Below are 13,461 nucleotides of genomic sequence, written 5' to 3'. Positions count from 1 at the left end.
AATCGAAGTAGTGAGAAACTCATAAATGAAAACAATGGATTAGATGTCTATTCAAACCGCACTGAACTCCGCCATAGAAACGATACCCGACTGCATAGCAGCCGGGTATATCGACATGGAGACAGGGATGCTTTTGGGTAGCTCTGTTTCAGATCCCGACTGCGCGGATTCGTTGGATGTTTTGGCGGTGGCTGTGGCCAATCTGTTTCAGGGGCGCGGGGTTGCAGCCTTTGAAGCGCTCTTGCGTCAGGCTGGCAGTGCAGACGAAGAAAACGCTGGCTTTGGAGAAGTCGCCGTTTTTTCCAAGGACAGGCTAAACATCTTTTTGCGGACCAAAGAATATCCTGATCATGTGGTCTGCTATATCTGTCGCAACAGTGCGAATGTCGGACTGGCGCTTACCAAATCACATCTCAGTCTGGGGCCGGTTGCGGCTGCGGTTTGAACGGGACCAGAGGGGGTCACGGCATGATGGACACGGACATTCTCGACCTGCTTGAAGATATCGGGCGGACCTCGGTCGCACGGCTGTCTCCGACCGTGAGGATCGCAGGAGAAACAGCGGCCGCGCGCCGTTCAGCGGTATTGCGGGCAATCCGTGGCACAGTATTGCCGCGCCGGTTGGAATTTACTGCCACAAACGGGGATTGTCTGGCAATCGAGGTGAACAGCTCCCGGATCACCGATGTTTTCAAGGTACCGGCAGGTGAGATTCCGGACTTTGAAACGGAATCACGCGCCGAATTGATTAAGAAGCTGGCTGGATTGGTGTCGGAGATCTCCGCATCGCCTGCTCCGCTTGAGTTGACGTCGGGCAGACCGGACACAGCGCTTGAAGTGGATGAGGTAGGTATCACCTTCAGCGAAATCGAGAAAGCCTGCGCCGCCATCGAGCTTCCGTCCGAGCCAATTGTTTCCGTCGTCCCGAGTGCTGAGAAACCTGTTGATGACTCTCTGCCCGCCGAGGCAACACCCGATGCAGCGGAAACACTTGCCCAACGTTTTTTTGAAGCGTCGAGCCGCTTCGCCTCGGGTCGTGTGTTTGTGGACAGTTCGGACGAAGCCGCACCTCTCTTGGAAGGCGTTTGCAAGCCATCTGAGCCGATGCATCCCGACCAGGACACGCTGGCCCGTTTTGTGGCTGATCTTGCCGGCTGGGATGGCGACTCTCAGCAAGAGAGTGAAGACCCGCAGTTGATTGTCATGCGGCCATCGGGCGGGAAAGGGGCCGGTCTGGCCGTTTTGAGTGACGGTGGTCAGATCGCGGTCGCCATCCACGAAGCCCGCAAACTGGGGGCGGTCGTCAACCTGTGGACCTCTTTGCAGGAGGCCGAAAAATGATTGCCTCCGTTGAATTCAAATTTTCGACTACTTCAATCTGTTTTTTATTGTAACCAGGGTAATGAGTAATGAGTGAAACACATCGCCGCGAACTTATTCGCATAGCAGAAGAAATGAACGGGGCAACCAATGATGAAACGCGCCAGTTCATTTCGCGCATCATTGGTGATCTTGGCAATCTGAAACCGTCAATTGCGTTTGTCGGGCAAATCAAGGCTGGAAAATCGCGTCTGATCAACGGCTTCACCGGTCAGGCCGAGTATTTGCCTTCGGATGTAAACCCCTGGACAACTGTTATCACCGATATGCATTTCGGGCACCCGTCCGGCAGGACCCAAGGTGCCGAATTCCATTTCTTCGACAATTACCAATGGCAATCGCTGATCGCCGAAGGTGAAGAACTGCGCAACATGTTTCCCGATGACGAGGACAGCTATAAGCGCGAGATGATCGAAGAACAGGTCGAGGCCATGAAGGTCCGGGCGCGTCGACGTCTGGGTGACAGCTATGAACAACTGCTGGGGCAACAGCACGATCTGGACGAACTGACGTCAGATGACCTGGCCAGATATGTCTGTGCCGGGGATGATCCGTCCGAAGACGGGGCTTTGGATCCGGGCAGTGATCGCGGGCTTTACAGCGACATCACCCGCAAGGCCGAGGTCTTTTTTGACCTGGGCCATTTTCCGTTTCCGCTGACGGTCACCGACACGCCCGGCGTGAATGATCCCCTGCTGATCCGCGAAGAAATTTCACGACAGTATCTGAAGGAATCCGATTTCTTTGTGGTGGTTCTGTCCGCGCATCAGGCATTGTCGCGCGCGGATCTGAAACTGTTCCGGTTGATGCAAGCGCTGGAACTTGGGCAGATCGTCGTCTTCATCAACCGCGTGGACGAATTGGGCGGCGGCGCCGAAGACGCGGCCAAGGTTCGTCTGGATGTATTGGACGGGTTGGAAAAGGCGCTCGGCAACTCGAACATCGATGTCCTGATGGGCAGCGCGCAATGGGCGCATTATGCTCTGACCGGTGATGAAACCGGAGTAAACCACGACCACGTTCTGGCATGGCTGCGCGCCCACCCGGAACAGATGCAGCAATATCTCAACGGTGTGGCCGAGATCAAACAAGGCCCGGGACCGATCAGCCGCGAAGCGGTTCTGCGCTTTGCCGCAATGATCGCGTCGGGCCTGCCCGATCTGCGTCGTCATGTCACTCAGGCTTTGACGGACGGACCGATCAACGAACAGTTGCGGATGGCCTGGCAACATCTCGACAGCTTCGCACGCGGGGAGCTTGAGCGCTCTCAGGTTCGTTTGCGGGCGCTGCAAGATGAAGACGGCTCGGATGTTCGAAATGCCGATGAAAGCGACAAGACACTTGGCGACCTACGCAAGTTGATTGCTGAAAAAACGCAGGAGATCACGCGTGACATGGATGATGTCCTGTCGAATCTGCGCGGGGTCATGGATGACACTGTCTCGGAATCGGTGGCTATCGTTGTGCGCGGACCGGACGGCCAGTCGCCTCTGCTGGCAAAAGGCGGAGAGACCGAGCTCAATTTTACGCCATTGCGCGAGCGTATGCGTGAACTGGTACAGGGGGCGTCGCAAGTTGTTCGGCAGCGCATGCTCAGCGAGCTTTACGCGATCGACATGCATTGCAATGCCGCCTTGCGGGCATTGCCGGGATGGCAAGAACCGGTCGACAATCGCATGAACACCAGTGCTGTACGTTGGTTCCGGCCTGACACCACCGCCCTGACCCGTGGCATTACCGTTGAATTGCGTGTAAACTGGCTGTCGCGTCTGATCTCGCGCAACAGCGTTGTGGCGCGTGCAGAACGGCTGATCGTGCAGGAATTCGAGCTGATCGGGGATGACTTGATCGACACGACCCGCGACGATCTGTTGGAACGGCTGAATACGGTTCTGGACCACTATATGGCCCTTCTGGCCGGTCATCTTGAACACCGGTCCAACTCAGGAGAGCTGAACGCCCAGGCGGAAGCGCAAGGTGCATTCGACAAAGCGCGTCGCATTGCAGCCGAGTTGGAGACGGTTTTTGGAACACCCGATGCGGATGAAAGACAAGCAGAGGCTGCGGAATGATTGAATTTCCCGGAACTGAAAAGGAAGTACGCCAACTGGAGCGCTTCCTGACCGCAACTGAAAACCTGACGCCTGACGAGGCGTTGGAGGATATGCGTGCGCGGGCTCTGTCCCACGCTGAACGTCTGTCAAACGCGGTCAATATCGGTTTCGCCGGGGAATTCGGCGCAGGCAAGTCAAGTCTGGCGAACATGCTGGCCGGCGCGGACATTCTGCCAACCGGCCCGCAGCATCTGAAATTGCCGCTGGTGATCGTCGCCTACGCGGATGCGCCCGAAACGACTGTCGGTTGGTGGAAAAGAGAACCAAAGACCTATTCCGGCATAGTGCTGGAAAAAGCGGCCGAGGAACAGCCCGATTTCATATCGGTCGGCATCAATACACCGGCTCTCAAGGAAATATCACTGTTTGATCTTCCGGGCTCGGGTGCTCTGGATGATACCTACAAGCCGACTTTGGATCTGCTGAAATTCGTCGATTGTGCCATCTGGTGCACAAATGGAACCAATGCCTGGCGCGAGACCGAGCGCCACTTGTGGTCTCAGGTACCCCCCGAACTGAGGGCCAACAGCCTGCTTGCCGTAACACATGCCGATCTGCCACCTGTGCAGGGTGCCCTGGACCGCGTCCTTGCGCGCCTGAACAAAGAAAAAGAAGGAATGTTCCGCGCCGTTGTCCCAATTGGTACGCCGGTCGCCGTGCGTGCCATGGCGCAAGAGCCCGAGCCCGACTTTGCGCTTTGGGAAACCTGCGGCGGGCAGAACCTTGCGGAACACGTGCTGGAAGCGGCATCCGACCGGCGCCGTGGCGATCTCGAGGCTGGGCGGAAAGATTTGCAGCAGGACTTCCTGCCCTATCTTGAGGCGCTGAAGGGCGCAGAGCCAGAGCCTGTTTCGAATGACACCACATCGATGCAGTCAACGCTTGGGTCTGCCCTGCCCCCGTTGAACAACCCCATTCTCGAGGACTGGCTGGCCGCAATAGCAAGCATCTATGAAGATCTACGTGAAACCTCTGACATCGAACCGGCCGCGTTTCTGAGCAGCTGTCAGGAGATCGTCGAAGATTTTGCGGAACGGCTGGAACAAGGTGGCGAAATCGACCCCGAAGCTGATTGGATTCCCGCAGAATTTGAAAAGGCGACAGATTTGCTTTTGTTGCTGCAATTCGAAAGCGGGGACGCACCATTGAAGGACGCAATCAGCATTCTGGCGCAGCTGGGCGACAACCTTGCCTGGGCTGGCAGCACGGTCGCAGCGGCGCAACCGAAAACCGGAACCTGACGCTTTCCCGTCAAGATTGAGCTGCATTGCAGCGATTCGAAGGGCCGAGGAATCGGCCTTTTATTGTTTCGAATTCGTGGACCAACACGCTTGATTTCGGGTTTAAGTTTTCAATCAGCCCATACTCATTGTCTATATATAGATCCGCATATACCATTGGGCACAACATATGCCATCATGCGAAAAACGATCCATAGTGAAGCCATCAGGCGGCCCCAATAAAGTCAAATTTGAAACGTCTAACCGTTCTCAAGTGTCCTGCGGTTGTTTTTGGTTGTGAGTTCGTGGGCTGTCGGCCCGGTTTTTCTAAGCCGCAAAATGAATAGAACGGGCGGATTGAAATGAGCCACAACCAGGCTGTCGGCGCGACGCACGACGAACCGAAAATTGAAGGATTGCAGCCAGGCGCAAAGCTGTTGCGCGGGCAGTATGAAATCCTCCGCTATCTCAGCAACGGCGGATTTGGGATCACTTACCTGGCGCGCGACAGCCTGGAGCGCGACGTCGTGATCAAAGAGTGCTTCCCCGGAGCGCTGTGCCGCCGCAACGGTGATCTGGTCGAACCAAACGACCCGTCCTTCAAGGACGACCTGCGCTCGATCATTGACCTCTTTATTCAGGAGGCACGCAATCATGCGCGTCTGGTACATCCCAATATCGTAGATGTGCATCAGGTGTTCGAAGACAATGACACCGCATATATCGCAATGGACCTCATCCGTGGGTGCGACCTGCTGGATTACGTGGAAAACCCGGAGAATGACGGCGGCCCTGATTTCATCGTTCAGGTCACCGAAAAAATGCTGTCCGCGGTGTCTTTCATTCACCAGAGCGGCATGTTGCATCGGGACATTTCGCCGGACAACATTCTGATTGATGAAAACGGAGACCCCGTCCTGATCGATTTTGGCGCCGCACGTGAGCAAGCGGCGAACAAATCGGCAGCATTGCTGACCCTGCGCGTCATCAAGGATGGATACTCTCCGCACGAATTCTATGTCCGGGGCGCGGATCAAGGGCCCAGCAGCGACCTTTATGTTCTGGCCGCCACGCTTTATCACGCGATCAGCGGTGAACGCCCCATCGACGGCCAGAGCCGCCTGAACGCGTTCAACAACGGGCAGGATGACCCCTACACGCCATTGACCGGTCGTTTCGAAGGATACCCAGACGGGTTCCTCGAGGCGATTGACAAGGCGATGGAAGTTCACGCCACGGATCGTCTTCAATCTGCATTGGATTGGTTGCGCATGTTCCGCGGCCCCGGCGTCATGTTCGACACATTCGCCTATCGGCCCGTGTCCGTGATTGTCGGCATGGATCGCAAAGACAAAGAGGAAGAAAAGGCCCGGATCAAGGCCGAAAGCGAGAACGCCGAAGCCGTAGTTACGGCCCTGCTGGCCGGAAACCCGGACATCGTTCTTGGCAACGAAGACAAAAAAGATGTCGATCTGACCAAAATCTCAAAGAAAGAGGAAACCCCGGTCGCTGTCGATACAGTGGTTCAGAGCGGGTCCGGCGGCAGCGGCAAGCTGATTGCAGGCGCGGCTGTTGTTGCAGTTGCGTTGGCCGCGGGTGGTTTCTTTGTGATGTCCGGCGACAAGACGGAAGACCAGGCAGAAACACCGGTCGCGCAGCCCGCGGCAGACATACAATCCGCCGAGACAGAGGCGCCCGTCACAGATCCTTCTGTCACAGAGGCCACCGATCCAGAACCCGAAGTGGCCATCGCACCCGAACCCAAGCCGGAAGAGCCTGTCGAGCAGGCACAACCAGTACCTGCGGAGCCAGCTGCCACAGAAACAGCCTCCGCAGACACTGAACGTTCCGAAGTTCCGGCACAGTCGGAAGAAGCGACTGATATTGCAGCAGTGTCTGAGATCGAGACACCTGCAACTGATGCAATTGCCAACGCCGGTGTTCCGGCGGAACAGCAGGTGGCGTTTGCGCATTGGGATGTCGATATCCCCTTCCAGACATCCCGCCGCCGCGGCTCGACCGGAGCCACCATTGCAGTTACGGGGGTGGACGCCAATCAGGACATGAGCGTGATCGGCGATTGGGTACAGCGTGGCGCTGTCATCTATACCCTGAATGGCAGCCCAGTCCGTCAGGATGTTCCTTTTGCGGCGCAGGTTCTGGATAACCTGAAGGTTGACGCCGATGGGTACACAAGGGTTGCTGCCCGCTATCGCCCGCTGGGTCAGACCCGGGCGCAAAATGGTCTGTTGGCCCTTCCCGCCATACGATCCGTTGGTTTGGAAAATGGTTACACCTTTACCGTTAGCGCCGAAGGCAATAGCGGATGGCAAACCACGGTGAACGCAGTTCCGGCTGACGCGGCAGGAAGCCTGCAAAAAGACGATGTCCTGCTGAATGAAAGCCATTCCGGCATCACATTTGACGGCTCGGAAAGCCTTGATGAGATGCTGGCCGCACTCGTTTCAAGCGAGCAGCCTGAGGCAAATCTGACAGTGTTGCGCAATGGGGCCGAGACGGCCGCAATCATGCAGCTTGCACAGGAGTAATCTGACCGGTTCAAAAGTGATCTGCCAGTGTGTGTTTGCTGAGGGTGGTATCAAGGTTTGCCACCCTGGCGGGAACCGGCCCGCCGCAGAATGTACCAGTTCCCATGGGTATCCATTGAGTGGCTCTGCGCTGACGTGCAGGGAACAGTAGCAGCTTACGACGCGGCTTATCTGCGTCACTAACTTGAAGGTGTCGACACCATGTTCAAATACAAAAGCCCTCTGAGCCGGCTTCTCGAAGGTGCCGGCAAATCCAAAGAAGAAGACGTTGCCGAGAAACCGGCCGCAGTAGACGGCGCCGCAAGCGAAGAAGAAAAGCAGGAACCCATTGCGGATTTCAACGCTTTGCGCGCCGCCCTGGCCGGTGGAAACATGACATCCGAATCCTATGAGGAAACGGATGAACTGATCCCCGAAGAAAAGATGCCCGAGTTCGACGAGGCCGAGCCGGAGGCAGTGACCGAAGCCGAGGAGTCGATCTTCGCCGAAGACAGTTCGGAAGAAGACAACTTGGAAGAGGACGACGCTCCGAAAAACGTTCTGGTGGAAGAGCATGTCGAAGAACTGGTTGAGGTCGAGCAGGTTGTCACCCTGCATGTGACGGAAACACCCGCCGAGACTTCGCCAGAGGAAGCAACGGCCGAGGTCGTGTCCGAACCTACCGAGCCAGAAGTCGGCGAGGTTGAGGTTGCCGAAGCTCCGGCCCTAGAAACGAAGCAGGTCGAAGAGACCCCTGAGCCGGTGATTGAGCAGGTTGCACCAGCCCCCGCCCCGGTCGAGGATCGCCGTTCACGGGTCAAGACGACATTTCTGGGATTTGAGCGCGCCGATACGCATGTTCAGGACTTGATCGAATCCTCCGAACCCGTAGCGAAAGCAGAAGCGGCGCAAGAGACATTCCCGGTGGGCTGGCTGGTAGTAACAGCCGGTCCGGGACGAGGTTCAAGCATTACGCTCACCGAAGGCCTGATGCAAATCGGACGCAACGATGACCAGGCCATTCAGTTGGATTTTGGCGATACCGGCATTTCGCGCTCGAACCATGCAGTCATCGCCTATGACCCCGAAGACCGGAAGTGTTACTTGGGCCATGGCGGCAAGGCCAATCTTGTACGTCTAAATGGCAAACCTGTTCTCAGTACCGTGGCCCTCTCCAGCGGAGACCTGATCCGCATCAGCGAAACCTCGATCCGGTTCATGGCCTTCTGTGACGACGGCTTTGATTGGCGGGATTCCTGATTGATGCTGGCAACTCCGGCATATGATGTTGCGCTGATCCTGAACCAGGGTCAGCGGGAAACGCAGGAAGACGCGATTGCGGCCCGCATGTTTGACGCGTCGGACGCGGGTTATGTTGTGATTGCGGACGGTATGGGTGGCCATGAGGCGGGTGAAATAGCTTCAGAAATGATTGTGGCCGCATGGCGCGACGCGCTGGACCCAGAACTTGAGGCAGAAACACTGAACGAAGGATCCGCGATAGATGCGCTTCCGTTGGCCGCCATGCAAGCCAATGCCGCGATCGCCAACTACACCGAGGCCCGGGGCCAAGGGTTCAACATGGGATCGACCATGTTGGGTGTCCTTCTTCTGGGGCGGCGTGTGTTCTGGATTTCGATCGGCGACAGCCCTCTTTACCTGTTTCGAGATGGAGCGTTGACGCAGGTCAACGAAGACCACTCGATGGCACCCGTGATTGCGTCGAAAGTGGCTTCTGGCGAGATCACCGAAGCGGTGGCCCGGGAAATGGACCGCAATCAATTGACGTCCGTGGTTACGGGCGGGGCCATTCCCAAAGTGGATTGCCCGGAAGATCCATTGATCGTGTCGCCCGCCGATGTCCTGATCCTTGGAAGTGATGGGTTGCAGTACATCAGCGACGCCGAAATTCAGGCCATTCTGCGGGATCATCAACAGGGGCTGGCACAAGACATTGCCGAAGCATTGCTGAGGGCCGTGCAGGCCAAGGGTGACCCGGATCAGGACAATCTTTCTATCGCAGTGGCGAAACTTACAAGAACCTAAACAGGCAAAGCAACAGGACCCATGAAAAAGCACTTACTTATATCAAGCCTTGCCCTTGCTGCCGCCACGGGTGCAGCATCCGCGCAAGAGGCGTGTTCAAGTTATGAAATTCAACGCGGCGATAGCTTACGGGAATTGGCAATCGAAGTGTATGCGACGGAAGACTTTCGCATCATTTTCGACGCGAACCGGGATGTTATCGGTTCCAACCCCAATATTATCCGCGTCGGCGACGTTCTGGAGCTGCCCTGTCTGGAAGATGTCGGGCGCGCTCCGGTGCTGGCTGATACCGAGGCAGAGCGGCTGGCTGCGGAAATGGCGGCTGAATTGGTAAAAGCCGCAGAAGAACGCGCTGAAAAAGCTGTGGCCGAAGCAGAAGCACGTGTTGCCGCAGCGGAAGCCGAGGCAAAGAAAGCGAGTGAAGACGCGGTCGTTGCAGCACGGGCTGCTGCCAAGGAAGAGATCGAAGCCGCCCGCGCCGAAGCTGCCGCTTTGATCCGGAATGCGGGAACGGGTGAACGGCCCGAGATTCGGGATCGTCAATTGCTGTTGATCACCGGTGGGAACTACGCTCCGTTTACCGATGAATCTCTGCCCAATCGGGGGCTCTATACCCATCTGGTTGAGACAGCGATGTTTCGTGCCGCTCCCGAACAGGCCTACAAGATTCAGTTCGTCAATGACTGGTCATCCCATCTGGACCTCTTGATGCCGACGCTTGCATTTGACGCCACCTTCCCCTGGTCGCGCCCCAATTGCGAAGAGGCCGTTGCGCTGTCGGAAGATGATCGCAACCGGTGCGAGACCTACAATTTCTCAAACCCGTTCTACGAGGTTGTGGATACGTTCTTCGCCCGGGAAGGTTCCGGCTATGAGGAGACATTGACCTATGCCGACTTTGCCGGTGCAACGATCTGCCGGCCGGAGGGTTGGTCCCTGTCTCACATGGACGCGGTAAGCCTGTACGAACCGGTCATCAAACTTCTGCGCCCAACGTCACCGGATGATTGCTTTCACGCTCTGATGGAAGGCACCGCAGATATCGTCGCCATCGAAGCACATCTGGCAGCCGAGGCAATTGAACGGCTTGGGTACAAGCACCGGATTATCGAAAACCCCAACCTTGCGGCCATCAAGTCGCTTAACGTCATGACCCACAAAGATAATCCTGATGGGGAAGCGATCCTTGAGACGCTGAATCAGGGTCTGGCAATCATGCAGCAATCAGGCGAATGGCGCGACATCGTGTCAACCGCCCTGCGTCATCAAATGGAAAATGGATAAGGCCCCGATCTGGCCTGACAAACTAAAGTCTGGAGGAAGTGGACATGTTTAACGAGAAGATAAAGAAGGTAGCGCTTTCAGCAACCGCAATCACCGCGCTGAGTGCGGGCGCTGCTGCGGCGCAGGAAGCTTGTACCAACTATACCGTCCAAGACGGCGACACCATGGCGACCATTGCAATCGCAGCCTACGGTACGTCGAACTATCAGCCGATCTTCAACGCGAACCGGAACGAAATCACCAACCCCAACGCTCTGGAGCCAGGTCTGGTTCTGGCCCTTCCCTGTGAAGACGGCAGCCTGCCCAATGGTCAGAGCGCGCAGGAAATCATCGCAGCTGAAGAACAACGTGCAGCCAGCGTCAAACGTTCGAGCGTCTACCAGCCGCCGATCAAGCTGGTGACCGGCAATGGCTGGGCACCTTTCGCAGATGAATCGCTGAACGGTGGCGGAGCAATCACCCGTCTGGGCACCACGGCTTTGCAGCGTGGCGGCAACGCGCGCGACTATTCCGTAAGCTTCGTGGATGATTGGAACTCGCACCTGGAAACTCTTCTGCCTCTTGGCGCCTTTGACGTGTCCATGGCGTGGAACATGCCGGATTGCACCAACCGCACTTACGAATGGTCCTGGGAAACCGAGGTGCGCTGCACACAGTTCGATTCATCTGTTCCGGTCTACGACATTGTCGTCGGGTTCTACACCATTCCGGAAAGCCAATATGCGAATGCGACAACCTTTGAAGAACTGAAGGGCGCCACCATCTGCCGTATGGATGGCTGGTTCATCCATGATCTGGAACAGGAAGGTCTGCACAATGGTGAAACCATTACGCTGATGCAGCCGATCACCGCACGTGAATGCCTGGACGCGGTCCTTACCGGCACCGCAGATGTTGCAACTTTTGAAGTTCAGCTGTTCTCGGACACAATGGTTGAAATGGGACTGAACCAGAACGACCTGGTTGAGAACCCGTACGTGACCTCGCTGTCCTCGCTGCGCTTTATCAGCCACCGCAGCAATCCGTTCGGCAAGCAATACCTGGCGATGTTGAACAAAGGCCTGAACGAGATGCGCGAAACCGGGGAATGGTATGCGATCGTCTCCGACACGCTGCGCGAGCACAACGAAAAACTGATGGCAGCGTCGAACTGATCCCTCGGTTCAGCTGAAACTTTGGGGCCGGTTCTTCAATCGGCCCCTTTTTTGTCAGCGTTAAACACGAGGTTTTTCAGAATGACAAGTTTTGGCCTCTTAACTGCTTCATAACAGCCTCAAATACGCAGCACCTTCTAACCCCAAGCACGATCATCATTCAATTGATGCCAATGAAAGAGCGTGATTTTCATATGATACAGGGCGCCTTCAATATTCAGAATAACTCACCGTCGTCCGCGACCAGATCGGATTTGGACGTTGCAGTAATCTTGCCCTGCTACAACGAGGCCGTTGCCATAGGTGAAACCGTTCGGCAATTCCGTGCGGCCCTGCCCGACGCAACGATTTACGTATATGACAACAATTCCACCGACGACTCCGTCAAGGTCGCGCTTGAGGCAGGCGCCCTAGTCTATTCCGAAACATACCAGGGCAAAGGCAACGTGGTCCGTCGAATGTTTGCCGACGTTGATGCGGATGTCTACGTTATGGCTGACGGGGATGCGACCTATGACAGTGCGGCGGCGCCGGAATTGATCGACCTGCTCGTTTCGCAGAATCTGGATATGGTCAACGGCGCCCGGGTGAATGAAGAAACCGAAGCCTATCGGCGGGGCCACAAATTCGGCAACGCGTTGTTCAGTTGGCTTGTGAAATTATTCTTCAACAGCAAAATCAACGACCTGCTTTCGGGTTACCGCGTTTTCAGCAGACGCTTTGTCAAAAGCTTCCCCGCAGTATCAAACGGGTTCGAGATTGAAACAGAGCTCACAGTTCATGCTATGCAGATGCGCATGCCAATCGGTGAGGTTCAAACAAGATACTCGTCACGCCTGCCAGATTCGAACTCCAAGCTGGCGACGTTTTCTGACGGGTGGCGGATTCTCAAAATGATCGGCTTGTTGATCAAGGATGAAAAGCCCGTTGCGTTTTTCCTGTCATTGGCCGTGTTGATGTTTTTGCCTTCGCTCTTTGTGTTTGTATCCGTATTCCGGGAATTTTTGGAAACAGGGCTTGTCGATAGAATTCCGTCTGTCGTCGTCGCAGTATCCGGTTTTGTTGCGACAATGCTGTCCATCGTCTGCGCTTTGATTCTGGAATCTTTGGCTCTTGCCCGGAGGGAAGCACGTCGTCTGTCATATTTGCAGCACAAAGGTGTAGCTGCGTCAGGCGTTGACCAAATCAAGCCATCGCTTGTCGAGGCTCAAACCCGTCGATTTGGCTGATTAAATTCAATCTCCAGTTCAATGCTAGGCAAATGAACGGCCTGTTCGCGCGTAAGCGTCTGAACACGCTGGTTTGTTCAAGGATTTGGTGAACCAGATACGCAAATGGCCAGCACCCCAAATGCTGGCCATTTTTCTGAGTGAGTGATATAGCCCTAAGGCCTCACCAGTGAAATTCTTTGTCCCCAAATACCTAACGCGGACTGAAAACCAGCGCTATTGGGGGAATCCCGTAAATCTTAAATTTTTCCAAAAATTAGGTTCTTTCGATCCTTGCTGACCGCCCTGTTGGCAGTTTCAGGAAAGCGATCGAAACTTGCGCCTGGCGAGCGGACGGCCAAGCGCTGAAATCCAAAGTGATGCCCAGATGTTTACCGGGCACACATTGCGCAAGTCGTTCATAGAACCTGACAAGACTGGTTTTAACGGCGCAGCCACAGCAAGCTACAGATCGTCAGGCGCAAGCTTCGGCGCGGGTCTTTTGGCAATCCCGCGTTCCATGAAAA

The 13,461-nt window shown here is 55.8% G+C and carries 10 protein-coding genes; all 10 read left to right on the top strand.

Features of this window, described 5'->3' with window-relative positions:
* The first annotated feature begins 43 nt into the window (after positions 1 to 43).
* Positions 44 to 445 (top strand): hypothetical protein, encoded by a 402-nt coding sequence (locus tag GOW31_RS09615; RefSeq protein ID WP_171169612.1) that lies wholly within the window; start codon positions 44 to 46, stop codon positions 443 to 445.
* Between the two features lie 23 nt (positions 446 to 468).
* The gene (locus GOW31_RS09610) at positions 469 to 1,341 is read left to right on the top strand and encodes a hypothetical protein (RefSeq protein WP_171169610.1); all 873 of its coding nucleotides are present in this window, start codon (positions 469 to 471) and stop codon (positions 1,339 to 1,341) included.
* A gap of 68 nt (positions 1,342 to 1,409) precedes the next feature.
* Positions 1,410 to 3,452 carry a dynamin family protein gene (locus tag GOW31_RS09605; protein WP_171169607.1) on the top strand — a complete coding sequence of 681 codons (2,043 nt, stop codon included), beginning with the start codon at positions 1,410 to 1,412 and terminating at the stop codon, positions 3,450 to 3,452.
* Complete coding sequence (locus GOW31_RS09600) at positions 3,449 to 4,735, top strand: dynamin family protein (RefSeq protein WP_171169605.1); 1,287 nt, start codon at positions 3,449 to 3,451, stop codon at positions 4,733 to 4,735. Before GOW31_RS09605 ends, GOW31_RS09600 begins: the two co-directional genes overlap by 4 nt.
* A gap of 341 nt (positions 4,736 to 5,076) precedes the next feature.
* Positions 5,077 to 7,263 carry a serine/threonine-protein kinase gene (locus GOW31_RS09595; protein WP_171169602.1) on the top strand — a complete coding sequence of 729 codons (2,187 nt, stop codon included), beginning with the start codon at positions 5,077 to 5,079 and terminating at the stop codon, positions 7,261 to 7,263.
* Between the two features lie 201 nt (positions 7,264 to 7,464).
* Positions 7,465 to 8,502: an FHA domain-containing protein gene (locus GOW31_RS09590; protein WP_171169600.1), complete on the top strand. Its 1,038-nt coding sequence runs from the start codon at positions 7,465 to 7,467 to the stop codon at positions 8,500 to 8,502.
* Between the two features lie 3 nt (positions 8,503 to 8,505).
* Complete coding sequence (locus GOW31_RS09585; RefSeq protein ID WP_171169598.1) at positions 8,506 to 9,288, top strand: PP2C family serine/threonine-protein phosphatase; 783 nt, start codon at positions 8,506 to 8,508, stop codon at positions 9,286 to 9,288.
* 21 nt (positions 9,289 to 9,309) lie between these two features.
* Entirely contained in the window at positions 9,310 to 10,572 is a 1,263-nt protein-coding gene (locus GOW31_RS09580) for a transporter substrate-binding domain-containing protein (protein ID WP_171169596.1), read from the top strand.
* 44 nt (positions 10,573 to 10,616) lie between these two features.
* Positions 10,617 to 11,726: a LysM peptidoglycan-binding domain-containing protein gene (locus GOW31_RS09575; RefSeq protein ID WP_152460270.1), complete on the top strand. Its 1,110-nt coding sequence runs from the start codon at positions 10,617 to 10,619 to the stop codon at positions 11,724 to 11,726.
* 272 nt (positions 11,727 to 11,998) lie between these two features.
* Positions 11,999 to 12,955, top strand: a complete 957-nt coding sequence (locus GOW31_RS09570; RefSeq protein ID WP_254441679.1) for a glycosyltransferase family 2 protein — start codon at positions 11,999 to 12,001, stop codon at positions 12,953 to 12,955.
* Positions 12,956 to 13,461: the final 506 nt, after the last annotated feature.

The sequence above is a fragment of the Ruegeria sp. HKCCA0370 genome, from assembly GCF_013033705.1.
Classification (GTDB): Bacteria; Pseudomonadota; Alphaproteobacteria; order Rhodobacterales; family Rhodobacteraceae; genus Ruegeria.
The sequence above is the reverse complement of the archived record's forward strand: the minus strand, read 5'-3'. Positions and strand labels throughout refer to the sequence as shown.

Coding starts and splice junctions, on each gene's coding strand:
- GOW31_RS09585 (WP_171169598.1), top strand. CDS start 8,506: ATGCTGGCAACTCCGGCATATGATGTTGCGCTGATCCTGAACCAGGGT.
- GOW31_RS09595 (WP_171169602.1), top strand. CDS start 5,077: ATGAGCCACAACCAGGCTGTCGGCGCGACGCACGACGAACCGAAAATT.
- GOW31_RS09590 (WP_171169600.1), top strand. CDS start 7,465: ATGTTCAAATACAAAAGCCCTCTGAGCCGGCTTCTCGAAGGTGCCGGC.
- GOW31_RS09610 (WP_171169610.1), top strand. CDS start 469: ATGATGGACACGGACATTCTCGACCTGCTTGAAGATATCGGGCGGACC.
- GOW31_RS09605 (WP_171169607.1), top strand. CDS start 1,410: ATGAGTGAAACACATCGCCGCGAACTTATTCGCATAGCAGAAGAAATG.
- GOW31_RS09615 (WP_171169612.1), top strand. CDS start 44: ATGTCTATTCAAACCGCACTGAACTCCGCCATAGAAACGATACCCGAC.
- GOW31_RS09575 (WP_152460270.1), top strand. CDS start 10,617: ATGTTTAACGAGAAGATAAAGAAGGTAGCGCTTTCAGCAACCGCAATC.
- GOW31_RS09600 (WP_171169605.1), top strand. CDS start 3,449: ATGATTGAATTTCCCGGAACTGAAAAGGAAGTACGCCAACTGGAGCGC.
- GOW31_RS09580 (WP_171169596.1), top strand. CDS start 9,310: ATGAAAAAGCACTTACTTATATCAAGCCTTGCCCTTGCTGCCGCCACG.